Origin of the sequence: Methanothermobacter sp., from assembly GCF_030055435.1 — an archaeon.
Lineage (GTDB): Archaea > Methanobacteriota > Methanobacteria > Methanobacteriales > Methanothermobacteraceae > Methanothermobacter.
In genome coordinates, this window is sequence record NZ_JASFYG010000003.1 from 234452 (window position 1) to 261423 (window position 26972).

29 protein-coding genes are annotated in these 26972 nt (G+C 47.1%); 26 read left to right on the forward strand and 3 right to left on the reverse strand.

What is annotated here, in order from left to right; genetic code table 11:
• Positions 1–18: 18 nt before the first annotated feature.
• Complete coding sequence (locus QFX30_RS04680) at positions 19–417, reverse strand: helix-turn-helix transcriptional regulator (protein WP_300488891.1); 399 nt, start codon at positions 415–417, stop codon at positions 19–21.
• A 225-nt stretch (positions 418–642) separates the two neighbouring features.
• On the opposite strand from QFX30_RS04680, the gene QFX30_RS04685 reads away from it, so the two are divergent.
• The 3 genes from QFX30_RS04685 (at position 643) to QFX30_RS04695 (ending at position 2452) form a co-directional block, all read left to right on the forward strand.
• Positions 643–1065: an NfeD family protein gene (locus QFX30_RS04685; protein WP_300488894.1), complete on the forward strand. Its 423-nt coding sequence runs from the start codon at positions 643–645 to the stop codon at positions 1063–1065.
• Between the two features lie 3 nt (positions 1066–1068).
• Entirely contained in the window at positions 1069–2049 is a 981-nt protein-coding gene (locus QFX30_RS04690; protein WP_300488897.1) for an SPFH domain-containing protein, read from the forward strand.
• A 79-nt stretch (positions 2050–2128) separates the two neighbouring features.
• Positions 2129–2452, forward strand: coding sequence for a carboxymuconolactone decarboxylase family protein (locus QFX30_RS04695; RefSeq protein WP_013295896.1), 324 nt, complete (start codon positions 2129–2131; stop codon positions 2450–2452).
• 122 nt (positions 2453–2574) lie between these two features.
• Here the strand turns inward: QFX30_RS04695 and QFX30_RS04700 are convergent, their stop codons facing one another.
• Positions 2575–4584 (reverse strand): NosD domain-containing protein, encoded by a 2010-nt coding sequence (locus tag QFX30_RS04700; RefSeq protein ID WP_300488900.1) that lies wholly within the window; start codon positions 4582–4584, stop codon positions 2575–2577.
• A 389-nt stretch (positions 4585–4973) separates the two neighbouring features.
• On the opposite strand from QFX30_RS04700, the gene QFX30_RS04705 reads away from it, so the two are divergent.
• The 15 genes from QFX30_RS04705 to QFX30_RS04775 all read left to right on the forward strand — a co-directional run bounded on the left by QFX30_RS04705 (position 4974) and on the right by QFX30_RS04775 (position 13169).
• Positions 4974–5519, forward strand: a complete 546-nt coding sequence (locus QFX30_RS04705) for a 50S ribosomal protein L15e (RefSeq protein ID WP_300488903.1) — start codon at positions 4974–4976, stop codon at positions 5517–5519.
• A 29-nt stretch (positions 5520–5548) separates the two neighbouring features.
• A complete protein-coding gene (locus tag QFX30_RS04710) occupies positions 5549–5956 on the forward strand; it encodes an RNA-binding protein (protein WP_300488906.1) in 408 nt (135 codons plus the stop codon).
• A 70-nt stretch (positions 5957–6026) separates the two neighbouring features.
• Entirely contained in the window at positions 6027–6797 is a 771-nt protein-coding gene (gene rnp3 / locus QFX30_RS04715) for a ribonuclease P protein component 3 (protein ID WP_367186130.1), read from the forward strand.
• 91 nt (positions 6798–6888) lie between these two features.
• The gene (rnp2, locus tag QFX30_RS04720) at positions 6889–7263 is read left to right on the forward strand and encodes a ribonuclease P protein component 2 (RefSeq protein ID WP_367186132.1); all 375 of its coding nucleotides are present in this window, start codon (positions 6889–6891) and stop codon (positions 7261–7263) included.
• A gap of 63 nt (positions 7264–7326) precedes the next feature.
• Positions 7327–8073, forward strand: a complete 747-nt coding sequence (psmA, locus tag QFX30_RS04725; protein WP_013295890.1) for an archaeal proteasome endopeptidase complex subunit alpha — start codon at positions 7327–7329, stop codon at positions 8071–8073.
• Positions 8074–8076: 3 nt separating this feature from the next.
• Positions 8077–8775 (forward strand): ribosome assembly factor SBDS, encoded by a 699-nt coding sequence (locus QFX30_RS04730; protein WP_300488911.1) that lies wholly within the window; start codon positions 8077–8079, stop codon positions 8773–8775.
• 44 nt (positions 8776–8819) lie between these two features.
• The gene (rrp4, locus tag QFX30_RS04735) at positions 8820–9629 is read left to right on the forward strand and encodes an exosome complex RNA-binding protein Rrp4 (RefSeq protein WP_300488914.1); all 810 of its coding nucleotides are present in this window, start codon (positions 8820–8822) and stop codon (positions 9627–9629) included.
• A gap of 75 nt (positions 9630–9704) precedes the next feature.
• Complete coding sequence (rrp41, locus tag QFX30_RS04740) at positions 9705–10400, forward strand: exosome complex exonuclease Rrp41 (protein WP_300488917.1); 696 nt, start codon at positions 9705–9707, stop codon at positions 10398–10400.
• Complete coding sequence (gene rrp42, locus QFX30_RS04745) at positions 10390–11205, forward strand: exosome complex protein Rrp42 (protein ID WP_300489134.1); 816 nt, start codon at positions 10390–10392, stop codon at positions 11203–11205. Before rrp41 ends, rrp42 begins: the two co-directional genes overlap by 11 nt.
• 153 nt (positions 11206–11358) lie before the next feature.
• Positions 11359–11628: a 50S ribosomal protein L37Ae gene (rpl37A, locus tag QFX30_RS04750; RefSeq protein ID WP_300488920.1), complete on the forward strand. Its 270-nt coding sequence runs from the start codon at positions 11359–11361 to the stop codon at positions 11626–11628.
• Between the two features lies 1 nt (position 11629).
• Positions 11630–11761, forward strand: a complete 132-nt coding sequence (locus tag QFX30_RS04755) for a DNA-directed RNA polymerase subunit P (protein WP_048901205.1) — start codon at positions 11630–11632, stop codon at positions 11759–11761.
• Between the two features lies 1 nt (position 11762).
• Positions 11763–12230, forward strand: coding sequence for a ribosomal biosynthesis protein (locus QFX30_RS04760; protein ID WP_300488923.1), 468 nt, complete (start codon positions 11763–11765; stop codon positions 12228–12230).
• Positions 12223–12504, forward strand: coding sequence for a KEOPS complex subunit Pcc1 (locus QFX30_RS04765; RefSeq protein WP_300488926.1), 282 nt, complete (start codon positions 12223–12225; stop codon positions 12502–12504). The genes QFX30_RS04760 and QFX30_RS04765 overlap by 8 nt, the downstream gene beginning before the upstream one ends.
• Positions 12505–12527: 23 nt before the next feature.
• Positions 12528–12893: a prefoldin subunit beta gene (locus QFX30_RS04770; RefSeq protein ID WP_147671820.1), complete on the forward strand. Its 366-nt coding sequence runs from the start codon at positions 12528–12530 to the stop codon at positions 12891–12893.
• Positions 12894–13169 carry a DUF3194 domain-containing protein gene (locus tag QFX30_RS04775; protein ID WP_300488928.1) on the forward strand — a complete coding sequence of 92 codons (276 nt, stop codon included), beginning with the start codon at positions 12894–12896 and terminating at the stop codon, positions 13167–13169.
• A gap of 271 nt (positions 13170–13440) precedes the next feature.
• On the opposite strand, the gene QFX30_RS04780 is transcribed toward QFX30_RS04775, so the two are convergent.
• A complete protein-coding gene (locus QFX30_RS04780; RefSeq protein ID WP_300488931.1) occupies positions 13441–14022 on the reverse strand; it encodes a GNAT family N-acetyltransferase in 582 nt (193 codons plus the stop codon).
• A gap of 124 nt (positions 14023–14146) precedes the next feature.
• On the opposite strand from QFX30_RS04780, the gene QFX30_RS04785 reads away from it, so the two are divergent.
• The 8 genes from QFX30_RS04785 to QFX30_RS04820 all read left to right on the forward strand — a co-directional run bounded on the left by QFX30_RS04785 (position 14147) and on the right by QFX30_RS04820 (position 26956).
• On the forward strand, positions 14147–14944 hold the full coding sequence (locus QFX30_RS04785) for a nicotianamine synthase family protein (RefSeq protein WP_300488934.1): 798 nt from the start codon (positions 14147–14149) through the stop codon (positions 14942–14944).
• 361 nt (positions 14945–15305) lie between these two features.
• Positions 15306–18215 (forward strand): FmdE family protein, encoded by a 2910-nt coding sequence (locus QFX30_RS04790; RefSeq protein ID WP_300488937.1) that lies wholly within the window; start codon positions 15306–15308, stop codon positions 18213–18215.
• A 193-nt stretch (positions 18216–18408) separates the two neighbouring features.
• Positions 18409–23349, forward strand: coding sequence for a cobaltochelatase subunit CobN (locus QFX30_RS04795; protein ID WP_300488940.1), 4941 nt, complete (start codon positions 18409–18411; stop codon positions 23347–23349).
• Between the two features lie 203 nt (positions 23350–23552).
• The gene (locus QFX30_RS04800; RefSeq protein WP_300488943.1) at positions 23553–24263 is read left to right on the forward strand and encodes a DUF2162 domain-containing protein; all 711 of its coding nucleotides are present in this window, start codon (positions 23553–23555) and stop codon (positions 24261–24263) included.
• Between the two features lie 16 nt (positions 24264–24279).
• A complete protein-coding gene (locus QFX30_RS04805) occupies positions 24280–24960 on the forward strand; it encodes a MotA/TolQ/ExbB proton channel family protein (protein ID WP_300488946.1) in 681 nt (226 codons plus the stop codon).
• Positions 24917–25255, forward strand: coding sequence for a DUF2149 domain-containing protein (locus tag QFX30_RS04810; protein WP_300488949.1), 339 nt, complete (start codon positions 24917–24919; stop codon positions 25253–25255). Before QFX30_RS04805 ends, QFX30_RS04810 begins: the two co-directional genes overlap by 44 nt.
• Positions 25256–25451: 196 nt before the next feature.
• A complete protein-coding gene (locus QFX30_RS04815) occupies positions 25452–26135 on the forward strand; it encodes a HisA/HisF family protein (RefSeq protein WP_300488951.1) in 684 nt (227 codons plus the stop codon).
• The gene (locus QFX30_RS04820) at positions 26132–26956 is read left to right on the forward strand and encodes a PfkB family carbohydrate kinase (RefSeq protein WP_300488953.1); all 825 of its coding nucleotides are present in this window, start codon (positions 26132–26134) and stop codon (positions 26954–26956) included. The genes QFX30_RS04815 and QFX30_RS04820 overlap by 4 nt, the downstream gene beginning before the upstream one ends.
• Positions 26957–26972 lie beyond the last annotated feature (16 nt).

The following is a 26972-nucleotide window of genomic DNA, read 5'->3' on the forward strand; positions in this document are numbered from 1 at the left end:
TAAAAAATAGGTGGATTTTCAGGACATCTTGCCTGCCCTTAGAACCTCAAATGCGTCCAGGTCCACAGTGCCTATGGTGCTGTAACATTCAGCCTCTGGCATCTTCTCAAGATCTTCCAGGCTTATGTACTTCATTTTATCAAGGCCACGGACAAAGTACTTGAACTGGGATCCAAGCCTCTCCTTCAACCTGTAACCCTTTCCAATGTTTATGAAGTACCTTCTTTTCACCTCATATTCGCCGGTGAGCTCATGGATTCTGCTAAGGAGCCTCCTTGTGGGGTGCCTGTAGGTGCCGTTCTCCATCGCTATTACAATGTCCACAGGGACACCGAGTTCATCTGCAAGTTCCCTCTGGGTTTTGCCCTCACTGATCCTGTAACCCAGCACAAGGAATTTCAGTTCATCTTCACTCATAATTCCACCTCCGTTGAATTATATTATGAGATCCAGCTTATAAATACTTTTTCATAAAAAAATATTATTGAAATTTCAATTAAGTGAATAAATATAATAATTATATTTAAAATTATATTATAAATGATTATATCCATTACTGTGACAATATTATAATAATTGAATAACACTGGGTAACAGTAAATAATATAAACATGGAGTAGATTATTAACTGGTGGTGGGATCATGGGACCTGGGTCATGGGTGATAATAGCCGCCATATGCCTCATAGGCGAAATGCTGACGGCGGGATTCTTTCTTCTCTGGTTCGCCTTCGGGGCACTGGCAGCAGCGGCACTTGGATATATTGGATTCGATACAACGGCACAGTTTGTTACATTCATCGTTGTTTCAGTTATCCTCCTTGCTATTTCAAGGCCATTCGCCGCGCGCATAACCGGAGAACCATCAAAGAAGGCGGCGGCAGATAGACTCATAGGAAGAGAGGGAACCGTGACAGAGGCAATCACACCCCAAAGCTCTGGTCTTGTGAGGGTCGACGGTGAAACCTGGAGGGCAAGGTCAGACGCGGCTCTTAAAGAGGGTGACCTTGTGAAGGTGAAGGCAATTGAGGGAGTTAAACTCGTCGTTGAAAAAGTGGAGGAATGAAAGATGCTTCTTGAAATAATAATTGTACTCGTACTCCTTGTACTGGCGTTCAAGAGCCTGAAAATACTCAGACCCTACGAAAAGGGTGTTGTTGAAAGGCTCGGTAAATATCAGAGGACAGTCGAAAGCGGCCTTGTGGTTATAATACCCTTCATAGAGGCCATAAAGAAGGTTGACATGAGGGAGCAGGTGGTTGATGTACCACCACAGGAGGTCATAACCAAGGACAACACAGTCGTTGTGGTGGACTGTGTCATCTTCTATGAGGTGGTTGACCCCTTCAATGCAGTCTACAACGTGGTTGACTTCTACCAGGCCATAACCAAACTGGCCCAGACGAACCTCAGGAACATAATAGGGGACCTTGAACTGGACCAGACCCTCACATCAAGGGAGATGATAAACACTCAGCTCCGTGAGGTCCTAGATGAGGCCACAGACAAGTGGGGTACCAGGGTTGTACGTGTTGAGATACAGCGCATAGAGCCACCGGGAGACATAGTTGAGGCCATGTCAAAGCAGATGAAGGCCGAACGTATGAAGAGGGCCGCAATCCTTGAGGCAGAGGGTTACAAGCAGTCAGAGATAAAGAGGGCTGAGGGTGATAAACAGGCAGCCATTCTCGAAGCTGAGGGTAAGGCAGAGGCCATAAAGAAGGTTGCAGACGCCAACAAGTACCGGGAGATAGCCATAGCAGAGGGTCAGGCCAAGGCCATACTCTCGATTTTCAGGGCAATGCACGAGGGGGACCCGACGAATGATATAATAGCACTCAAGTACCTTGAGGCCCTTGAGAAGGTTGCCGATGGAAGGGCCACAAAGATACTTCTCCCTGTGGAGGCCACAGGTATTCTGGGTTCAATCGCAGGGATCTCAGAGATGCTCTCTGACACCTCAAGGGCATCTGAAAAAACATGTAAAGAATCTGAGACATCAGAAGCAGATAAAAAACATAAATCCCCGGAATTTCAGGAAAAACAGTGAATAATCACCTTTTATTTTTCAGCTGGTGTTAGTTATAAATATCAAGCTGAACATAGATAAGATGCGGGAGGTGTAAGGTATGAAAGAGGATGTTTTCTATGGAAAGGGCATGGTCCATGTGAAGGAGGACTATCCTGACATCTATGAGGCAGTTGTTAAACTCAACGAGGCCGCCTACACAGGGAAGGTTCTTGACTACAAGACACAGAAACTCATAGCCCTCGGGATAACAGCTGCAAACTCAGATGACCGCGCAGTTAAAAAGCAGATACAGAGTGCCATAAATGAATTTGGTGTTACAAGGGATGAGATTGTTGACGTTCTCCGTGTTGTTCTCCTCACATCAGGTAACCCGCCCTTTGTGAAGGCAATGAGGATACTTTATGAGGTCCTTGGGGACTGATTAAATTCTTTTTTTAAATTAAGGTATTTAGTTTTTTAATTAATCAGATCTTGAAAATCACCTTTTGCAAAATATAATAGAGATAAGTATTCTTAAATTAAAAATAGAAAAGAAGTATTTTTTTATCTTGTTGTGAATGCTGATTTGAAATCCGCTGCCATCATGTTACCGCTGCCGGTCTTAACTGCAGTCCTTGGAACAGTTATGATGTACCTTGTACGGGCACTCCAGCTTCCAACTGGTTTTATGTAGAGCCTGTTGCCGATTATTCTCTTACTGATGGATTTCAGTCGTCCAGTAGATGTTCTTACAGCTATTGATCTGTAGGTGGGGCCGGCGAGTATGCTGTTACTGAATGTTATGACAATTACTTTGGTCCTTAAAACACCTGTTGCACCATTTCTGGGATCAATGGCTGTTACTGCAATGGCAGACGTGAAATTTGATGTGAAATCCACTCCAAGGGTGACTCCTGCAATGTTTTCTATGGCCCCCACAGGTATTGTTACTGTGAACCTGAAACCGGGATCCCAGCCCCCAATGGGTGTTATGGTGAGTCTGTTGCCGCTTATATTTTTTATGATTGATTTCAGAGCACCTGTAGATTTTCTGACTGTTATGCTAGAATAGTTAGTTCCAGCTATTATAATGGAGCTGAAGGTTATTACAAGGCTTTTTGTCCTTGAAATGCTCATGGAACCATTTGGGGGATCCATGGATACCACTTTAAGTTTCTGCAGAGGATCTCTGATGAGGGGAAGGCTGTCGGATCCATTACTGAATATATATGGTGTGTCACCGAAGTTATCCCCATTTTCATCCTTCCCGGTGTAGTTGCTCCAGTAGTTACCTCCAGTGGGCCGCGTGAGATTGAACACATTGGTTAAACCGCCTTCATTTTCCGCCTGAATACCATTGTCTATGAAGCTGTTTCCATAGATCCTGTTACTCCTGCTGTAGGATGGTATATATAATCCCACGGAATTGTTCAGTATAAGGTTGCCGTAGATTGTATTGTATGAACCGGTGACCTGTATGCCCCTACTGTTGCTACAGCTTATTTTATTTCCTGAAATGGTGTTGTTACTGGAATAGTGTATGAAAACACCATCATACCTGGCCATGTGTATCCTGTTGCTCTGAATGGTGTTTTTAGTGGACTGCAGCAGGAAGATACCATAGTCATCATCGCTTATGTTGCAGTTCTCTATCCTTGAACTGCTTGTATTTGCCAGTATTATTCCGTTACCACATTTTGAGAGGGCAACATTTTTTATGGTTACGTTCCTGCAGCCCACGAGTGCAAGGTAGCCCATTGGGATTCCGTCATAGACCCTGTTGGAGATTCCAGTGAGATAGTAGACTGGTTTACCGTCAACGGTATTTGAGGTATCTATGTTCTGGATAAAATGGTCAACTGAGTTGTCCCCTCCACCAATTTTAATGGCTGCAGATGCGTTATTGATGGAGTTATTCCTTAAAACACTTTTGAGGGAGGTCAGAAGGTAAATAGCATTCTCTGTTATGTCCTCTATCCGGTTTTCTCTGATTACATTTGAGGGTGAGAACCCAGCTGTGATTCCATTGAGACAGTTTCTTATGATGTTACTGGAAATTGTGTTTTCAGATGAGGATTCAAGAGAAATTCCAGATCCCTCACTGCTTATATTATTTCTGGAAATATTGTTCCTGTTTGATGATATTAGGACTATTCCACCGGTGTTATCAGTTATTTCATTTTCCTGAATCACGCTGTTATCGGAATCAATTAACCATATCGCTATATCGTTGTGTCTTATGACATTCTTTGTCAGGTTACACCAGCCAGCAGATGAATATATCCCATGAGTACCATTGATCAGCGTAAACCCATTTATTTTCGATCCGTTGGCAATTATATTTATTACAGGTTCTCTGTCACGCCATCCATCTATTATTACGGTTCCATTTGCTTTCAGAGTTAAATTTTCTTTGTGTATAACTATGTTTTCTTCGTAAGTTCCAGCGTCCACCACTATAGTATCCTGAACTTCACTGTCGTCTATAGCCTCCTGGATGGTCATATAAGTTTTTCCGGTCCTTTCATTCCTTGAAACAGCCGCAGAAATTCCAGAAAAAAGCAAAACAAACAAAAAAACCACGACTAGCAAAGAGCAAAGTTTCAGGTATTTCACATTCAACCCCCGCAACAAATATCATATTATATATCTAACTCCATTTAGATATAAGATTATACCAAAATCAATAGCCGGTAAGATATGTGATGATATCATGATTTTCTGATTTCATGAATTATCTGCATCATGTTTACCGGATATCAAATTCCAGCTTACTCTAACTTAAATCCAGACATACACAGATGGTTAATGACACTAAAATCTGTATAAACAGATTCATTCATGGAACCAACAGTAAACTTTTTAAGTGACCACATGAAATGTAGTAGTACATAAACCGCTATTTTTAAGGGATACGATCCCATGGATGTGGCGTAAAGCCGAACAGAATAGAGGTGTAAACAATGTACAAATATGTTAAAGACGCATGGAAAAATCCAAAGGACTCCTATGTAAGGGAGCTTATGTGGGAAAGGGCCCCAAAATGGAGAAGGGACCCTGTAATTAAAAGAATTGAAAGGCCAACAAGAATAGACCGTGCAAGATCACTTGGTTACAAGGCAAAACCTGGATACATAGTTGTGAGGACGCGTGTAAGGCGTGGTAGCCAGAGAAAACCCAGGTTCAAGGCAGGTAGAAGACCCAAAAGAATGGGTGTTAGGAAGATCACAACTGCAAAGAGCATAAAGAGGATCGCAGAGGAAAGAGTTGCAAGGAAATACCCAAACATGGAGGTCCTCAACTCCTACTGGGTCTGGGAGGACGGAAAATACAAGTTCTATGAGGTCATCCTTGTTGATCCAAACCACCCTGCAATAAAGAATGACCCCAAAATAAACTGGATCTGCGAAAAGCAGCACCGGGGACGTGTTTTCAGGGGCCTCACAAGTGAAGGTAAGAAGAACAGGGGCCTGAGAAACAAAGGTAAGGGGGCTGAAAAGGTAAGGTAAAGCCCCACTCAATTAATTTTTAGAGGAAAATGATACACAACATCTCCTACCGCCTAATGGTTTACGGTACCGAGGACGAGGAAAAGGTCCTCGAGGCCCTCAGAAACATAATACCCGGCGCAGCACCTGAAAGAGAAATGGCAGAGGGCTACCATGGAAACCCCATCACAGTTTTAAGGGGCAGGGTGGACCACAGAAGGGCTCTTAGAGAATTCATGGAAAAATTCATTGAGGTCTTCAGGGGCAGAATGGATGAACTCGAGGATCGATTCGATGAAAACGGTAACCTGTTCATCCGCCTGGATAAACAGGAAGCCCTTGAGGGAATATGGAAACCTGTAAGGCACGGTGATGCAATACACCTCAAGATTAAGGTGGAGGCATACCCTGCAAAGAGGGATGTTGCAACTGAGAATATAAGGAAATTACTTGAATAACTGGTCATATAGCAAGATGAATCCTTTAACTTCCATAGATGCTTAAATAACTGATTCCAGCAGGGTTCAGATGAAATCCTTTGACTCCAAGGAGGATGCTCGAATAAGTGAGTCCTCCAGGCAGATGAAATTCTTTGACTTCCACATCCAGGCAGGTGACCATGATTCCACTCTTAGACTTCTCTCTGAGGCTTCCCGCCTCGGCTATCATGGGGCTGTCCTTGTATACCCTGATGAGGCCTACAGCAGCCTTCAGCCAGAGATTGAACTCCTGATGGATAACCCTGAAATCAGGGGCCTTGAGGTGGCAGCCGGTGTCATGATAAACGCATCGAACCCCCAGGATATGAGGCGCAGAGTTAACCGATTCAGGAAGAAGGCCGAGGTTGTATACGTTTCAGGGGGGGACCTTAAGGTGAACCGCGCCGCCTGTGAGAATCCCCGGGTGGATGTCCTCTCTGCACCCTACTCCTCAAGGAGGGACGCTGGAATGAACCATGTCCTTGCAAGGGAGGCTGCAAGGAACAGGGTTGCAGTTGAACTTGTCACCACCGATATCATGGGCTCATGGCTCAAGGTAAGGGCGAGGGTTCTTGAGCACTTCAGGGAGATCCTTAAACTCCACAGAAAATTCGATTTTCCACTATTACTCTCAAGCAGGGCATCATCAATATATGATCTCCGCACACCCCGTGACCTCATGAACCTTGCAGGTTGCTTTGGCATGAGTACCCATGAGGCCAGGAGGGCTCTCTCATCAACACCATCCTCCATAATCGAATACTCACGTAAACGCCCCCTTATGATTGCAGATGGTGTGAGGCTTGTGGATGATGAATAACAAGGACTGAACAGAGCCAGATGGAAGAGCTGTAATATAACAGACGTGTGATGATGAATAACAAGAACTGAACCCCGGTGAAGACATGAGGATGAAGATACTCCCTCCCACCCTCAGGAACCCAAAGAGGTACATAGCCTTTGAACTGATATCCGAGAGGGAGTTCTCAAGGGATGAAATCGTATCCCTCATTTGGGACAGCTGCCTCAAACTCCACGGTGAATGTGAGACATCAAATTTCCGTTTATGGCTCATGAAACTCTGGCGATGTGATTTCCTGGATGCAGTAAGGATCAGGGGGGTGCTTCAGTGCCAGAGGGGTTACGAGAGAAAGGTTATGGCTGCCCTCACGGCGGCACACCACCACAGCGGGGCAAGGGTGGTATTCCATATACTGGGACTCTCAGGGACGGTGCGCTCTGCAACACAAAAGTTTATTAAACCTTCCAAGATAGATAAATACTGACTGATTTGTATCACATGTCTCATGATTACCAGATTTATCCATCAATAAAGAGAGGTTAGAAAAATGCAACCACTTCAAAGCGCAGGATATGATAGGGCCATTACGGTATTCAGCCCGGATGGCAGACTATTCCAGGTGGAGTATGCAAGAGAAGCAGTTAAGAGAGGAACCACTTCTCTTGGAGTAAAATCAAAGGAAGGAATAGTTCTTGTAGTGGACAAGAGGCCCACAAGTAAACTGGTTGAGCCGAAATCCATAGAAAAAATTTTCCAGATAGATGAACACATAGGGGCCGCAACATCTGGGCTGGTGGCAGATGCAAGGGCCATAATTGAAAAGGCAAGACTCGAGGCCCAGATAAACAGGATAACCTACAATGAACCCATAAGGGTTGAAAGCCTTGCCAAGAAGATATGTGACATGAAACAGATGTACACCCAGCACGGAGGTGTCAGGCCCTTCGGAACAGCCCTCATAATAGGTGGTGTAAACGGGAAGGGCTGCAGACTCTTTGAGACAGACCCCAGCGGGGCCCTCATAGAGTACAAGGCCACAGCCATAGGGGCCGGCAGGCCAGCGGCCATGGAGGAATTTGAGAAGAAATACACCGATGACATGAACCTGAACCAGGCAATAGAACTTGCCCTCGATGCGGTCTATGAGGCAACAGAGGGTAAAACAACACCTGAAAGTGTTGAGATAGCTGTTATAGAAGCCGCAGATAAGAAGTACAGAAGGCTTCCTGATGATGAGATCAGGGACCATGTTGAGGAACTCCTGATCAGGAAGGAAAAGGAGGAAGAGGAGTAAAAAATGGTCAGCCTTGAAGATGCGGTTATCGCCCGGCTCGAATCCCATGGCGAGCGATTCGAAATTCTAGTGGATCCTGACCTGGCAGCTGAATTCCGGCGAGAGAATTCAGAGGTCAGTGTGGAGGATGTGCTGGCGGTCCAGGAGGTCTTCAGGGACGCCAGAAAGGGTGATAGGGCATCTGAGGAGGCCATGAGGAAGGTCTTTGAAACAACAGATCCTCTTGAGGTAACACCCATAATACTTCAGAGGGGGACAATACAGCTCACTGCAGAACAGAGAAGACAGATGATAGAGGATAAACGCAAAAAAATCATCAGTAAGATTTCACGTGAAGCTATAAACCCCCAGAACGGACTTCCTCACCCTCCAAAGAGAATTGAAAAGGCAATGGAGGAAGCAAGGGTTCAAGTTGATCCATTCAAAACAGTTGATGAGCAGGTCAATATTGTCCTGAAGGCCATAAAGACCAAGATACCCATAAAATTCGAGAAGGTCACCGTTGCCATAAAGATACCAGGCGACAGGGCCGGCCCAGCCTACGGCGTGATATCCAATTTCGGGAAAATAAAGAATGAAGAATGGCAGAGTGATGGGTCATGGATAGCGGTGGTTGAGATACCAGGGGGTCTTCAGGATAGTTTCTACCAGAAGATCAATGAACTCACCGGCGGTAACGTTGAGACAAGGATTATCAAGTAAACCCTCCTCTCCTTTTTTGCCTTCAAAAAACAGGGAGGCATAATGTGTTAATCGTAAATGAAAAGGACCTGGTTGTTCCAGGTCAGGTTCTGGCAGAAAATGATTACTACCCAGGCAGGGGAACCTTCAAAGAGGGTAAAAAAATATGTTCATCATTTGTTGGACTTGTTTCTGTCAGAAATAAGAAGATAAACGTGATACCACTTCAGAGCAAATACATCCCCAAGAGGGGGGATGTGGTGATCGGTGAAATCACGGATATAAGGTTCTCAATGTGGGTCCTTGATATAAATTCCCCCTACAGCGGACTCCTGCCGGCATCAGAGGTTTTTGGCAAGGAGAAAAGGGAACTTGAGAACGTCTTTGACATAGGCGACGTGCTCCTTTTAAGAGTAGTTGATGTGGACGAGGTCAAGAAGGTTAAACTAGGCCTGAAAGGCCGGGGGCTTGGAAAGTTCAGGGACGGAATTCTGGTATACATAACACCCACGAAGGTCCCAAGGCTCATAGGCAAAAGGGGATCCATGATAAACATGGTCAAGGAGAAGACCCACTGTGATATAGTTGTGGGTCAGAATGGAGTCGTCTGGATAAAGGGCGAACCTGACATGGAGCGGATAGCCGAGAGGGTTATCCTCATGATAGACCGTGAGGCCCACACATCAGGACTCACAGATCGTGTCAGGGAACTGCTGGACAGACTTACCGGCGCGGAACCCACAACCAGGAATGAGGTTAATGGGTCTGAAGTGGCTGAACTGGAGGCTGCAGTTAAGGATGCCGGGGAACTTGAAGAAGAAACAGAAACCCCTGAGAAAACCAAAGAAGATGAAGAAGAATTATCCGAGGGGTGAAGAATCAGGGGATGAAGAAGTTAAGGATGAAAATTCCCAGGAACAGAGGTGATTGGTATCATCACACAGGATCAGTTGAAAACACCCCCCCTTGTCAGGGAGGATGGAAGGGCATTTGATGAACTCAGGCCCCTGAAAATTGAGGCAGGAATACTTGAAAGGGCTGACGGTTCATCCTACCTTGAATTTGGAGGTAACAAGATACTCGTAGCTGTTTATGGACCAAGGGAGGCACAGATAAGGAAGCTGCAGCGACCTGACCGGGCAGTTATAAGGTGCAGGTACAATATGGCACCATTCTCTGTTGAGGAGAGGAAGAGGCCGGGTCCCGACAGGCGCTCTGTCGAAATTTCCAAGATAACCGCGGAGGCCCTGAGACCTGCACTGATACTTGAAAAGTTTCCAAGGTCCGTCATAGACGTCTTCATAGAGGTTCTTGAGGCAGAGGGTGGTACAAGGTGCGCAGGCATCACAGCGGCATCGGTGGCCCTTGCAGATGCAGGTATACCCATGAGGGACATGGTTGTTGCCTGCGCCGCAGGTAAGGTTAACGATCAGGTTGTCCTTGATCTATCTGAGGAGGAGGATAAGGCCGGGCAGGCGGATGTGCCGGTTGCAATCCTACCAAGGACACGTGAAATCACACTTCTCCAGAGCGATGGAAACCTCTCAGAGGATGAATTTGAAAGGGCCCTTGAGCTGGCAATGGATGGTTGCCTCAGAATACATGAGGTTCAGAAAGAGGCCCTCAGAAAAAAGTATGGTGAATAGAATGGATATAATACCTGAAATTACAAGAAAAAGCATAACTGACCTTATAAATAACAAGGAGCGAATTGATGGAAGGTCACTCCATGAGTTCAGGGACATATCCATTGAAACAGGGGTGATATCCAAGGCTGAGGGTTCCTCAAGGGTCAAACTCGGCAACACACAGATAATAGTTGGTGTAAAGCCACAGATAGGCGAACCATTCCCTGACACCCCTGAGATGGGAGTGATACTCACAAACTCCGAACTACTACCAATGGCATCACCAACCTTTGAGCCGGGACCCCCCGATGAGCGTTCGGTTGAACTCTCAAGGGTTGTTGATCGCTGCATAAGGGAGAGTCAGATGATAGACCTTGAAAAGCTCTGCATAATAGAGGGCAGCAAGGTCTGGATGCTCTTCCTGGACCTCCACATAATCGACTACGACGGCAACCTCTTTGATGCGGCGGTACTTGCAACTGTGGCAGCTCTCCTCGATACAAGGATACCCGTCGCGGAGGTTGAGGATGGTGAGGTTGTGGTTGACAGGGAAAACAGGCAGCCACTCCCCATCAACAGGAAAGCCCTCATGTGCACCTTTGCAAAGATTGGTGATGAGATAATACTGGACCCATGCCTTGAGGAGGAGGACATACTCACCGCAAGGCTGTCCATAGGGGTGACAGAGGATGGCTCCATATGCGCCATGCAGAAGGGCGGTGAGGGAGCCCTCACAAGGGATGATGTCCTTAGGGCGGTTTCCATTGCAAGGGAGAAGGTGCCCCAGCTCATCGAGTACCTTGATAAGTCAATGGCACCCTGAATCCCTGGAGGAATCATAGACTATCTCTTCCAGCGTGGCTATCTTCCATATGTATAAGTATACTTGAGAGAGACCACTATGGTTTTCTGACTCCCCAAATCTTAAATACTCGCCTTACGATACCTATAACATCATATTTACTGGAGTGATAAAATGGCAAGAACAAAGAAAGTTGGTATTACAGGACGTTTCGGTCCACGTTACGGTCGTAAAGCTAAAAGAGCTGTCAAGAAGATTGAAGAAGAGATGAAGAGGAAGCATGTATGCCCCAGCTGTGACAGGCCAGGTGTTAAAAGGGAGAGTAGGGGCATATGGAAGTGCAGAAAGTGTGGCTCTGTATTCACAGGCGGCGCGTACCTGCCTGTGACCCCGATGGGTAAGACAGCAGCCCGTAACATCAAAAGGATAGTTGGAGGTAAGTAGATTGTACCGCTGCGCCCAGTGCGGAACCCTGATCGACCCCAAGAAGTACATGGAGAATAAGTGCCCCAGGTGCAGGTACAGGATTCTCTTCAAGGAGGTGCCTCCTGTTAAGAGGACCATAAGGGCACGGTAGGATGCTTCTTACAACATCCAGGAAGCCTTCCCAGCGAACAAGATCGTTTTCCCAGAGGCTTTCCAGGATAATGGGCTGGAGGTATGTCAACAGGGGCAAGATGAGTATCAGGGACGTGCTCATTGAGGCATCTGGACCCGTGGCTCTTGTATCTGAAAGACATGGAAACCCTTCCAGGATAACGTTCCTTGGTGAGAGGGGAGACGAGATGGGATACATCCTTTTCAACCCATCCTTTGACATCAGGGGATCAGAGAGGGATTATCCTGCTGCAGGGGTAAGATCATGCCCCCCTGAACTTAAAGGCGTCTGCAGGCTCATGGGCCTTGAAGTTGATCCCAAGGCATCCGGGAGCGTCTGGGAATTCAGGGAGGGTGATGATTACCCATGGGTTATGGAGTTTCTTGATGCCACTGGAGAGCCTGCAGGATTCAAACTCCTGATAAGGGACTTTAAGACCGGTGATTGATTTGGGTCTTAAGAGAATCCAGGGATCCATTGACATATCCATGGGGAACCCTGAATCCGCTTCAGTGGTTTACAGGGCAGTTAACCCGGAGTTCATGGATTCCCCATCAGATAGGTCTTCCGTTTCAGTGGACCTTGAGGATGACAGGATAACCATAAAAATCAGTGCCCGGGACACGGCATCATTCAGGGCAGCTCTAAACTCATCTTTCCGCTGGGTGAGGCTCTCATTGGATATGATAGAGCTCGTTACTCCCGATCAACAGGATTCATGATTGAATTAATGAAAGGTGATAGTATGGAACTTCCACAGAATGTACAGCACCAGCTGGCCCAGTTCCAGCAGCTGCAGCAGCAGGCACAGGCAATATCTGTGCAGAAACAGACGGTTGAAATGCAGATTAATGAAACACAGAAAGCCCTTGATGAACTCTCAAAGGCTGCAGATGACGCTGAGGTATTTAAGAGTTCAGGAAACATCCTTATAAAGGTAGATAAGGGTGAAATCACAGCTGAACTTGAGGAAAAACTTGAAACTCTCCAGTTAAGGGAGAAAACCATCCAGCGACAGGAAGAACGTGTGATGAAAAAACTGCAGGAGATGCAGGTTAACATCCAGGAAGCCATGAAGGGCGCCGGGATCAATCCAGGGATGGGTAACTAATTGAGCCTTAAAAAACTCAGTGACAGGGATCTGGATGAGATATCCAGTTTCCTTTATAACACCATTTCTGATTTTATACTTGAAAGGGTCTCAGCAAAGGAGATAGTTGATATTGAGATAACGGTGAGCGTTGAATACACCGACAGGCTGGATGTTGATATCACCGCCGAGCTTCATCTCGACGAACTCTCAGATGCAGACCCCCGAATTGTTGAAGAGGCAGTGGATGCTGCCTATGAGGCACTAGAGTCCTTCCTTGAAGGTTACAGGGAATGATTAGACTACAGGATTTCCATAATTATTGGGGTTGATTGATTAATACTAATATCAGGATAATTTAAATATGAGTAATAATTTTTTTTCAAAAAGTATTTATATATCCTCTGCCAATCATCATATGAGCATGAATTCCTCCTAGCTTACCAGAGTAAGTCAGCTCAACAGGGCATCCATCTACAATCCTTTCGCTCAAAAAAATGTCATCTGATGCCCTGTTCCTCCTCCTCCTCCTTTTTCCTGATCAAAAGATTGATATCTACTCCGGGCATCAGTATTGAAGTACTCTTTGGGTTTTAAAGGGTTTCTGCGTGTGGATTGTGCGGACTTTATCTGCACTTTCAGGAGGTTTAAGGGGTTTTTCCATGTGGACAGTGTTGAGTTCGTTCCCGGTGTCAAGGGTCACCCGGTAACCCATTGAGAGCCAGAATTCAAGTGCACCCCCCACATGCTTGTGCGTATGGAGGTACATCCTTCTATACCCCATTCTGGCTGCATGGGCCTCTGCGATACCAACAAGGAGTGATGCAATCCCCCGTCTCCTGTAGTCCTCATGCACGAAGACCCTCCAGAGACCTGCTGTTGTATCTGGATCATAACTGAGGCCCTCAAATTCACGGTCATAGGCGCGGAGTCCCAGGGTCCCGATTACCTTTCCACCCAGCGAGGCAGAGATGAATGTGTTTCCCGGTGGATTGAGATAGTGTTCCCTGAATTCAATGATGTCCCGGTGGTAGTCGGGTATGTACCCGTAGCCAAATTCCCGCCTGATCATATCAAACAGGAATCTTCTTATGGATTCAATTTCACTTTCTGTTTGGGGAATGGTAACCAGAATAATATCAACCACCATTCAGTATTAATTTTTAAGGATATATATGCCTCATAGTAATACATGATTCCATACACATATTATATATGCTGTGAAGTCTTATAAAGACTGCTGTTTAATTAATTACCATCATGGAGAACTCCACATGAGCTGTTACATCTACTGGAATAAGATAAAGAGGATAGCATCCAGGCTTGAGGGGATGGACTACCACTTCGACAGGATGGATACATCCAGGGTCATACCCCTCCTGGATGAGATCGAGGAGATAGCCCATGATTCATCCATTGACTTTGAATCAGCCAGGCACATACTTGACGATGCTGAGATGAACCATGCGCTGAGGCTCATAAGAACCTTCTATGTTAACCTTGGCATGAAACTTGAACTGGAGAAGGCAGAGGAGGTTAGAAATTCAGACTCTCCATGGAAAACCCTGAAATCGTTCTATTTCTACCCAAGGTACCTCCAGCTCCTCAAAAATGAGGCTGCCCTTGGTAGATTCAGGAGGGGGGAGCGCGCTGTATTCATTGGGGGCGGGCCACTACCCCTCACAGGGATACTCCTTGCACATATATATGGCATGAGCGTACATGTTGTTGAAATTGAACCTGAAATAGCTGATATATCCCGCCAAGTGATAGAAAAACTTGAACCAGGAGATGTGGATGTGGTCACTGGTGATGAGACCGCACTGGCGGATCTTGATTTTGACGTTGTTATGGTGGCTGCCCTTGCAGAACCAAAGAGGAGGGTCTTCAGAAATATACACAGGTACGTGGACCCTGATACCAGGGTTATATACAGGACTTACACAGGAATGAGGGCGATTCTCTACGCCCCCGTGACTGATGAGGATGTTACTGGATTCAGAAGGGCGGGGATTGTTCTGCCTTCAGGTAAGGTTAACAATACCTCAGTGCTTGTTTTTAAGTGCCCGTGATGTTTCTGTTATGATCAAATCAGAAACATCTGAATTTTTTTAAGGATCGCCTTATCTTTTATTACCATTCCGGCACTCCAGACCCGATAATTATTATGAATATTAAAATAGAAAATATTAAATATGCTTGGTTTTCAATTTTAAATATAACACCATTATGGTGTTTGATAATAAATTTCCCTCCAGCAATCAGTTCATGGGACCTTCCCATGAATCCCCTCTTTTTTAACTGAAACTAAGTATTACATTTTGCCTTTTATCAGCCTCTAAAGTATTAACAAAATAATTATATATGTTATTACTCCTACTACATTCTGTACATTATTAAACATTACAGAAATTAAAGGAGGTGAAAAATGTTATGAGAAGGCAGTATTTCATGGTTTTCATGGCTCTTCTCGTTGCTATCGCACTGACGGGTTCAGTGAGCGCAGTAGACACAGCATGTGAAGTGGGGGTTAAGGTGACCTACGAGTACGCAGACGACAACCCCCGCATCAACCCTGACATAAACTGTATCACCGATGCAAACGGATCAAAGATCAACTTCACAAAGACCTTTGACCCGGCAGCCAACATGACAAAGATCATCTTCAATTACCAGAACATCACAAACACCACTAAATTCCGGATAAAGGTAACGGCACCGGGCTACAGGGACCTAGTACATGAATTCACCCTATCAACCAACCCGGCGAATCCACTGGATACCAAATACTACGCACTGCTTTCACTCAAAATGAACGCCACAGACGCCTACAAACTGGGAAGGGAGATCACCAGGAGGGCAGATCAGATCCTGAACTTCTCGAAGGGAAACGTCCTCGTCATAACAACTGCAGGTATTGTCAAGTACAAAAACAATACCACAGAGGACGTTATTGAGGGGATACTAAACCAGGCAGGTGGCCGTGTAACCTATGGTAAGGGGAACCTGCTTGTAATAAGGAAGTCACCTGTTGACCCGCTGGACACATTCTTCATACTACAGAGGGGCAGCACACTGGTGGGTGTTTACTTCAAGAATGCAAGCACATCACCGGTTGTAATCAAAACAGTCAACGGAAAACCAGTTTACACAATCGACCTTCTAAAGAACATGACTGAGGCAAACTGGAACCTTCTGGTAAGCAAATACGGAAACTACGCGTTCCCGGTTGCAAGTCTTGCAAACGCATGGATGCAGGGCGCACCATCTGATCTCCTCAGGGCCGCATCATTCCATGGTCACATGTGCCTCGGTACCATCAGCGGATATGCAATGAGCCTCACACTGTTAAAGTACTACCCACCGGTCATGGACTTCACCAACCCTGGATCACCAGGTGAGATAACAAGTTACGTGACAGTGGGTGTCCCAGGGGACTCAGATGACGATGCACTCCTGATGTTCCTTGACACCACACCAGGTAAGGGAGGATCCTACAGCGGATTCAACACCACGGCTACAGGTGCTGACACAAACCTTGTTGGTTTCATAAGGTGGAACCCCAACACCCTCAAGGGTGACCTCATAGTGATGAAGTTCGACAAGGAGGCACTCAGGAAACAGTTCCAGCAGCAGACAGGCAAAAAAACAGAACTCGAATTCAACGCATGGCTCATATCCAGGGTGAAACAGGACCCAACATCCCTTGTGACAATAGTGAGGGAACTTAAGGGCCTCAATGCGACCCACTACTACTATCTCCTGGGAAGTGAAAACGGTGCCAACGTGACAGATAAAGTCAACAACATAACCTACCAGATTCCACCACAGGTAGCCCATGGACTTGACATGGCATACATAGACAGCCTTGGACTTCCAAATGCAACCCGTGAAAACGGAACCTTCACATGGGGTAACCTGACATACGAGCAGATCAGGAAGATCGGTGCTGACGCAGCCAACCTTGCAAAGCAGTTATTCCTTACAGAGAAAGGTATAAACCTTGAAAGGGACGACAGGGACCTGGTGGTGCTCACATCAGCCGGTTACTCAAGGGTTAACGGTCAGGATATGAGTGCTGCCTGGGACGGAGTATTTGATGTTCTTGGTTCAAGGTTAAGTAGGGCAACACTTCTCCCGGTTCACAGACCTCTCTGGAAACCACTCTGGTTCACATTCGTCCTCAGGGGCTATGATGGGGTGACAATGGATGCGGTCTACATCTACTATGACCCAACAACCGGGCAGCTGATTGCAAGCAATGCATCAGACGGTAAATTTGTGAATGACATCGGACCAAGAACCCTTAACAGCACACAGCTCAGCAGCAAGGTCTCAAAGGTCTTTGCAAAGGATGGCTGGTTCAACATACAGAGCATAGCAAATGCATGGAGACACGACCCACCATATGACCAGATACTGACATTCCTCTTCCACGACCATGCATGTCCAGGCGTCTCACCAGGTTACCTGATAACAGAGTACATATTCAAGAACTACCCCCTCAAGGAAAACGAGAACTACATCTACCTGGGTAACACCATCTACTGCAAGGACGACGCCATAGTCTACCGCCTCGGGGTCTCACCTGGACAGGGAACCTACTTCAACCTGCGTGTTCCTGGATCAGAGAACGACCCTGAGGATAAGTATGCATCTGGAGGTAACATTGAGGGAATCCTTGTTATTTGGGACAACAAGAACAAGGTTGGTAAGGCAGTGGTCCTGGACTTCAAATGGCCGAACTTTGATGTGAGCGACTGCGTCACCAGCGATGCGAAGAGGGAAAAACAGATAGCAGGTTTCATAAGCCTCTACAAGGGTGAAACACCAAGTTATCTGATCTCGGGACCTGTCGTAACCTATGACGCTGAGAGGTACATAACTGAGAGTGAACTTCAGATGATCCTCTCAGGTGCCGGTGGTCAGAACCCCATCGCCTATGTGAAGGGGCTACCTGCAAACAGGACACTTGAGGACCTCATTCCTGTGAACAATGGTGGAAGTCAGAACGGAAACCAGGGTGGTATACCTGGTGGTTCAACAGGTGGCTCCACAGGTGGTTCAACCGGTGGTTTACCCTCAGGTTCCCATGGTAATGCAGGCCATGCAGGTTACACACCAGGTGTTGATTACAGTGCTTCACCGGCTGATGTGAGTGCAGCATCTGAAGTTTCAGAGGAACCTGCAACAACTGAGGGTAAGAAGGCCTATGAGGTTACAAATGCAACCTCCACTTCTGGCGGCGCTGACTCCTCATGGTACGTCTATGGTATCGTGGGTGTCCTTGTGGCTGCTGGACTTGTGGCCTTCGGATTCCTCAGGGGCGTAGCAGGAAAATAAACACCCCAATTATTTATTTTTTTATCCGCAGGATTATTACTTTTCCTCGATTGATATTTAAATTAAGTAATATTTCAAGTTAAGTAATAATTTATTTTTAAAGTATTCTGTATAATGTAATAATAATTTATTTTAATGACATAACTCAGAGGGGTTACTGTAAATTTAAAAAAATAAAAGGAGGTGAAAAGTCATGAGAAAACAGCTCTTTACACTGACAGCAGTTCTCTTCATGATCATGCTCTGCCAGACAGTGGCAGCTGCAGATAACAGCACCGCAGGAGGTGATCCCGGAAACCTAACAGTGAACAACACACAGGAGATCAGGGATCCTGTCGTACTTGTCATACACTCGTCAACCAGTTCCAAGATGACCAATGATGCGGCAAAGAAGGTCATGGACCTCATAAACCCCTCACAGCCAGGATACAACCCACAGAATAAGTCAACATGGACGGTCAGGTTTGAGGTAAGGACCACCACACAGATATCAAGGATGAACCCCTCTGAACTTAAAAGCCTCATTGAGTCTGCGGATATCGTTATCGCAGAGTGGCTCTTTGACTCAGGTAACTTCAGGAATGTTATGCGTGATTACCCTGAAATTGCATCTAACAGACCAAACAAGATATTCATTGTCCTTGAAAGTGACCCGGATCTCACAAACATGTCACAGATCAACGGTGTACGCATATTCCAGGGTATAGATGCCTCGGTTATCGGTAACACAGATACAAAGAACACTATCCTCTATGACCTCAAAAACTCCAACGAGGCACGCCTGAAGGCCTATGTTAATACGTACCCGCAGCTTGCACCCTGGGTGACCTATGGTCTCTACTATGCAAAGAAGGGAACCGTGAACTATGAAAACCAGTTCAAGCTGCTTCTTAAGAACTTCACGGTGATGAATGGGGGCACCTGGCCATCTGAATGGGAACCTGCAGCACCTATAACCATTCCAGCGGAGATGCTCTACCGTGACGGCAGGGTCTTTACCAGCCTCGCTGATTACCTTGCAGCATACCCACTCAACGCATCACGGCCCACCATTGGAATAGCTGGCCTTGATAGCGTTCTCCTTTCAGGGGATATGGCCCACTTTGACAGCATAATAGCCAGGCTCACAGCAAGCGGAATGAACGTGATACCCGTTGTCGGGGCGTATTCCGGTGTTAACGGTACACAGCCACTCAACATCTATTCGGCGATGGTCAAGTTCTTCGTCTATGACCCTGCAAACCCATCAAGGGTTATCACAGCAGCGGAGTATGAGGCCAACCCCTCAGCCTACAGGTACAGGATAGACGCCCTTGTGAGTTTCACAACATTCACACTGGGGTCTGGCTTCGTGAATCAGACCGCAGCTCTCCTTGAGAGAATGAATGTGCCTGTATTCAGGGCAATGATATCAACAAAGAGGGAAGAGGGTGAATGGTTAGTATCAGAGGACGGGCTTCTCTGGAGTGACACCTACTACCAGATAGCCATTCCAGAGACCCAGGGGATAATAGAGCCCATATTCGTTGCCGCGCCAGCAAAGAGTATTGACAGTATAACAGGGGTTGAGATAGTCGCATACACGCCGATAGATGAGCAGATGAATTACCTGGTACAGCGAATCAGCAACTGGGTCAGGCTCAGATACCTGGCAAACTCCCAGAAAAGAATAGCACTCATCTACTACAATTACCCGCCGGGTAAGGGTAACATAGGTGCCAGTTACCTCAACGTACCTGAAACTCTCGTTGAAATACTAAGGGCACTCCAGAGCTCAGGGTACAATGTTTCAGGTTTTCCTCAGAGTGCAGATGACCTTGTGAAGCTCCTCACCGAGAGGGGAATAAACGTTGCAACATGGGCACCGGGGGAACTGGAAAAACTTGCAAATAAAACCTCAATCATCCTCTGGGATGCAGAGGAATACTATGCATGGTTCCAGACCCTGAACCCGATTGCAAGAAAACAGGTCGTGGAGGGTCCTGTGGGTTACATTGAGGAGATGGTTAAGCTAGCGCTCAGCTACGTTTCCAGTGACACCGCATACACCGCAGCCCTGAATACCCTTGATAAGTGGTCCTCTGAGATGATATCACTTGCAAATACCTACCCTGAGAAGTCACAGCAGGCATCAGTTCTAATAAGAAACATGACAGAAGCACTGAAGGCAGTTCTCAACAATGCAAGGACAGGTCAGAGCACAGATGCGCCGTGGAGCATGTTCTATAACTTCAAAAATGAATTCCAGAGCCTGGCAGTCCCTGGGTTCAATGGATGGGGCGCCCCGCCAGGTAATGTCATGACAGTGGAGAGAAACGGCAGAAAGTACATCGTCATACCAGGTATAATATTTGGCAACGTTTTCATTGGCCCTGAACCCCAGAGGGGATGGGAGGCAGACGTTGATAAACTCTACCACAGCACGGTCGTGGCACCACCACACCAGTACCTTGCCTGGTATGCATGGGTTAACACGGTGTTCAATGCGGATGCCCAGGTCCACATAGGAAGACATGCAACATACGAGTGGCTTCCAAGAAAGCAGGTCGCACTCAGCAACTTTGACTTCTCACAGATATGTGCCGGTACAAAGCCCTCAGTCTACATCTACATCATGGACGGTGTTGGTGAGGGGATACAGTCCAAGAGGAGGGGCTATGCGGTTATAGTGGACCACCTCACACCCCCAATGAAGACAACACAGCTCTACGGGGACCTCTCAGAACTCAGAGCCCTCATTGATGATTATACAAAGACACCCGATGCAAGCCCACTAAAACAGGAGTACTTCAATTCAATAAGGAACATGGTCATAAAGCTCAATGTAGCAGCAGAGATTGGTATCAGTCCAGATAACTTCACTGCAGAGGACATTGAAAGGGTTGAGGATTACCTTGTGGTCCTCCAGCAGACACTCATGCCTGTCGGTCTCCATACCTTCGGGTTAAGGTGGACCGATGAGGAGATAGCCCTCCTTGCAGCTGCAATGGTATCCTCTGATGGCGGCCCATCAAGTCCCTCACTGCAGAGGCTCATAGCATCTCTGAAGGGATGGAACTTTGACAACCTCACGGCACTGCAGGCAGAGGAGCTCAACAATATCACCATAAGCTGGGTACTCCAGGTCATGGGTGGCACACCACCAGCGGACCTTACAAACAATTCACAGGTAATTGAGCTTCTCAACAGGGCACGTGAGTACGCAGCACTGATAAGTCAGAGCTTCAGTTCAGAGATGAACTCACTTCTCGATGCACTGAACGGTGGATTTATAACACCAAGACCAGGAAATGACCCTGTAAGGAACCCCTCAGCTCTTCCAACAGGCAGCAACTTCTATGCGGTATCAGAGAACCTGATGCCAACAAAGACAGCATGGAATCTGGGTAAACGCCTGGCTGACATGGCACTTGCACAGTTTGACAGGATCCCTGAGAAGGTGGCAGCGGTTGTCTGGTGTGTTGAGACGGTGCGTGACGACGGTACCATGGTCTCATTTGTGCTGAGGCTGATGGGTGTGGAGCCAACATGGTCATCCACGGGGTCGGCTTCCAACCTTAAGGCGACGCCACTCTCACAGCTACTCGCAGATATCAATGCAGTAAGATCTGCATCTGGACTTTCAAACTTCACAGAAAGGCCCAGGGTGGATCCGATTGTAACAACAAGTGGACTCTTCAGGGATCTGTTCCCGAGGCTCCTCATCAACATGGACAGGGCCTACAGGATTGCCCTTGCCGCTTCATACACTGAGATCGTCGCGTCCTATCCGTCACTTAAAACCTCACTTGACCATGTGCTGCAGACACTTGTGTATGCCAAGTATACAAACTTCAGGGGAAGCGAGCCCCTCACAACCAACTACATTGCACTCCACTGGATCAATGATACCCTTAGGTACATGCAGGCTGGTCTTAACGCCACGGATGCAGGTGAAATCGCCATAACAAGGATCTTTGCACCACCTGTTGGTGATTACGGTGCAGGTGTCAGTAAGGGTACAGAGGTATCATGGACCTGGAACGACAGAAGCGAACTTGCAGACATCTACTTCAACAGAATGAGCCATGCATACAGTGAACGTTCCTGGGGCGTTTCAATGCCCGAAACCTTTAAGGAACTCCTCAGGGGTATTCAGACGGCCTACCACAGCAGAAACACCAACCTGTATGGGGTTGTTGATAACGACGACTACTTCGACTACTTCGGCGGTCTTTCAATGGCCATCGAGATGATGAACAATGGAAGGGCCCCGGAACTCTACGTACTGAGATATGCAAACCCAGGCAATCCCAGGGTCATGTCACTGAAGCAGTTCATAGCCATTGAATACAGAACAAGGTACCTGAATCCCGAGTGGATCAGGGCAATCATGAATGAGGGGTATCAGGGGCCAAGGACCATAGCAAAGTACACATCCCACCTGGTGGGATGGGAATACACGGTGCCTGAACTCCTTGACAGTGGCTTCTGGGACGAGTACTATGACGCTGTGGTTGCAGATAAATACAATCTCGGACTGAAGACAGCCTATTCAAAGAACCCCTACGCTGCCATGGACATACTGGCACACTTTGCAGAGATGGCAAACAGGGGCCAGTGGAATGCCAGGAGTGAGCAGCTTGCATTCATCGCAGAGTGCCTTGGAAATTACGTTGCTGAGAATGGTGTTTCATGTTCAGGGTCAGTCTGCGGTGACAGGGAACTGATGAAGTGGATCAGCCAGTACATGTCCTCTGATCTCAGGAAAAAATTCACTGCAGCCCTCTACGCGGCAACAGGGGCGTCGGTGTTTGCACCTGAACCATCCGGTGATGTGAATCCAGGTGAGAATCCATCCACAGGGCCCACGACAGGTCCTTCAGGCCCTTCAGCCAGGGGTGGCGGATCCTCTGGAAGAACCACCGCTGATGGTTCTGCTGGAAGAACCGCTGCGGCTTCCCAGGCAGCTGTTTCAGCATCTTCACAGGATTCAGCCGGTGAAGAGGCCGGTCAGCAGAAATCCTATGAGGTGAAAGAGACACCTTCAGCGGTTAATCAGAGAACAGAGTTCCCGTTATATGGAGTAGCGGGCATAGTGGCCATACTGGTACTTGTGGGTGTGGGATACTTCCTTGGACCTGGAAGGAGGTAGGCCCACCATAATTTATTTTTTAGAAAACATTAAATATCAGATTTAGTTTAATTTTAATAAAAATTGTTTGAATGAATTATTACTCATAGGGGGCTAATAGTAATAAGAAATCTGGTATTAAAATAATGCTTTAATACTGCAGAATAGTAATAATTTAATTTATATAGTAATTATTATAAAGTTAAAAAGAGAAGGTGTGGAACATGGACATGGCAAACCTACTGTGGCAGGCGGGAATCCTATCGGTTTTACTGATATTTGGCGTGAAGATTGGACTGGCAATGGGTTTTGCGGGGCTATCAAGGAAGATGGCAGCCTTGATAACTGCGGGTTACGGTCTGGGTATATATGGCCTCTCGGCACTTGCAAATGCCTACATGAACTCGATTCAGGGCTTCTTCAACACCTACAGTTCACTGATAACAATCATAATGGCATCTATCCTCATATTTGCCGGTGTGCACACCCTCCGTGAGTGGAAGGAACACAGGAGGGATACAGCAAAGACTGCGTGCGTTGCAATGGTGGCGCCCTGTCCCTGCTGCTTCGGGGCGGTGATAGTCAGCATAATACTTGTATCGCCCATAATCGGTGTATCAGCAATCACAATCGGCAAATATTCCGGGATAATTCTGGCAGCCTTCATAGCGTTATTCTATGTATTCGCCAATGGAGTTGCATCAGCAATCAACAAACCCTACCCTGTTCTGCTGGGCAACTTCATGCTTTTTGCCGGTCTCTACTTCCTGACAGCTGCCATTGTGCTTCCAAATGTGAACAGCGCCATGAGCATGAAGATGACGCCACTGACGGTTCCAGGCATAAACACCATAATATATGTTGCGCTGGGGACACTGGCGCTCATGGGACTTGGAATTTACCTTAACAAGAGAAAGAGCACTTTCATAGAATAAGGAGAGGTGATATGATATGGTTGCAGTACCCGGCAGTGAAATACTGAGCGGCGCACTACACGTTGTCTCCCAGAGTCTCCTAATACCTGTTATAGCGGGGCTCCTGTTATTCATGGTCTATGCAATAATAACCCTTGGCGGGCTAATGTCAGAGTACTCTGGAAGAATAAGGACTGACATCAGGGAACTGGAATCAGCTATAAAGTCAATTTCCAATCCAGGAACCCCTGAGAGGATAATTGAGGTTGTAAATTCAATGGAGATACCGCAGAGCCAGAAGGAGGTCCTTACAAATATTGTGGAGACTTCAGAACTGGGACCCAAATCAAGGGAGGCTCTTGCAAGGAAACTCATAGAGAACGAGGAGCTCAGGGCTGCAAAGAGCCTCGAGAAGACGGATATCGTGACAAGGCTCGGACCAACCCTTGGTCTCATGGGGACACTCATACCCATGGGGCCCGGCCTGGCAGCCCTCGGTGCAGGGGATATAAATACACTGGCCCAGGCCATCATCATAGCCTTTGACACAACAGTCGTGGGCCTCGCATCAGGGGGTATAGCCTACGTAATCTCAAAGGTCAGGCGCAGATGGTATGAGGAGTACCTCTCAAACCTTGAGACCATGGCCGAGGCAGTGCTGGAGGTGATGGATAATGCCGCTCAGACGCCGGCGAAAACTCCTGTCGGATCAAAATGAAGAGGACCCGATGGCCGGAAGCGCAAACCTGGTTGATGCCATGCTGGTCCTGTCTGTGGGTTTCCTCATATTCCTGGTACTCTCATGGAACATGCAGAATGTTGTATTTGCTGACATGACCCCACAGGAGCGTCAGGAAACCATGGAGGCAATGAAAAGGGCAGTTGAGGTTCAGAAGGGCCAGGAACTCAACAACACTCCCGAGACCAGTTCGGGGTCCGGCCAGGGGTACGTTGAGATGGGAACCGTTTACAGGGATCCCAAGACGGGTAAGCTGATAATGGTTCAGGGGTAGCTTACCTTCTGATTTTCAGTTTTTTCCTGGAAAGTTTGATGGTAATGGTTCATGGATTAGTTTAGTCGTTCCCATTTTCTTTCTTAAAACTTCAAATGATGATGGTGGCTTACCCTTCTTATTTTTCTCTGAAAACTTTAAATACCCCAAACCCAAAATGAGTTCTGATATTTCACTTCTTCTTAGAGGTATCCATATGATTGAAGTCATACCTGTTATTGATCTGAGGGGAGGTATAGCGGTAGCCGGCAAATCCGGTGAACGTGAAAATTACAGGCCCCTCGAGACGGTGTTCTCGTCATCCCCCGACCCTGTGAACATAGCACTCTCCCTGAGGGCAGCCGGGGCGCGGTCAATCTACATAGCCGACCTTGACGCCATTGAGGGCACAGGATCCAATCTTGATCTCACAGGAAGGGTTAACCATGTGCTGCCGGTGACCCTCGACGCAGGGGTAAAAAACAGGGAGACATTCCGATTCATGCTCCAGTTTGCATCAAGGGTTGTTGCCGCGACAGAGACCCTTGAGAGTACAGAGGAACTTGAATACATCCTTAAAACCTACCCACCCGAGAGGACCGTTGTGAGCGTGGATGTTAAGGACATGAAGCTCCACTCAGAGAACATTGACCTTGAACTTGAAGAATTCAGGGACCTCCTCCTTGGCTATGAGTCTGATGTCATACTCCTTGACCTGGGGGCTGTTGGCACATCCTCAGGGTTCAACAGGAAACTCCTTGAACTCTTCAGACCACTCATCAGGAGGATTATACCCGGCGGCGGCGTTCTACCCAGTGAGATACCTGAACTTGAGGCAATGGGTGTGGGGAAGGTTCTTGTTGGAAGGGCTCTCCATGAGGGGATGGTGAGGCCCGGGTGAACACAGAAAGGTACCTCCTTATAGGTCCTGTTAGCAGGGATCGTATAGTGAGGGGGAACTGGACAGAGTCCAGGGTGGGTGGAGCCGTTTACTACTATTCCCGGCTACTCTCACACCTTGGGGTTGACCACACGGCACTTGTAACCCTGTCAGAGGCTGACAAGTACCTTCTCGGCGAATTCCCGTCCAATACAAACATAATACCACTTTACAGGGACTCAACGGTTGAATTTGAGAATATCTATGATAACGGGGATACCTCAAGGAGGATTCAGAGGTCCAATTTTGCCAGTAACCCCATTGAAATTGGGGATATTGAAACAATTGCAGGGGAGGAGTGGACCGCCGTCCTTGCAGGTCCTCTTTTGCCTTCAGACATACCACTGGAGACGCTGGAGTTCCTGGGAAAAATGCACAGACTCTACACAGGACTTCAGGGCTACCTGAGATACCCTGCTGGAGAGATGGTCAGACTCAAATTCAATAAGGAAATTCCGCGAGTCCTGGGGGCAGGGAACGGAGCTTTTCTTGACATCAACGAACTTCGAACAGTTTCCAGTGACATTATGGGGGCTCTTGGAATACTCAGTGAACACTGCGCTGAGGTCATAGTAACCTGTGGACCCCGGGGCTCCCTGATATCCCATAAGGGGTCCCTCATAAGGATAATGGCTGTTACTGCGGAAAGGGAACTTGACCCAACCGGGCTTGGGGATACATACATGGCTGCCTACGTCCATATGAGGAGAGCTTCTGATCCTGAGGCTGCTGGAAACTTTGCATCTCTTATGGCAACAAGAAAGCTTGAGGGAAAAATTTAAGGGAATCGCTTCCCAT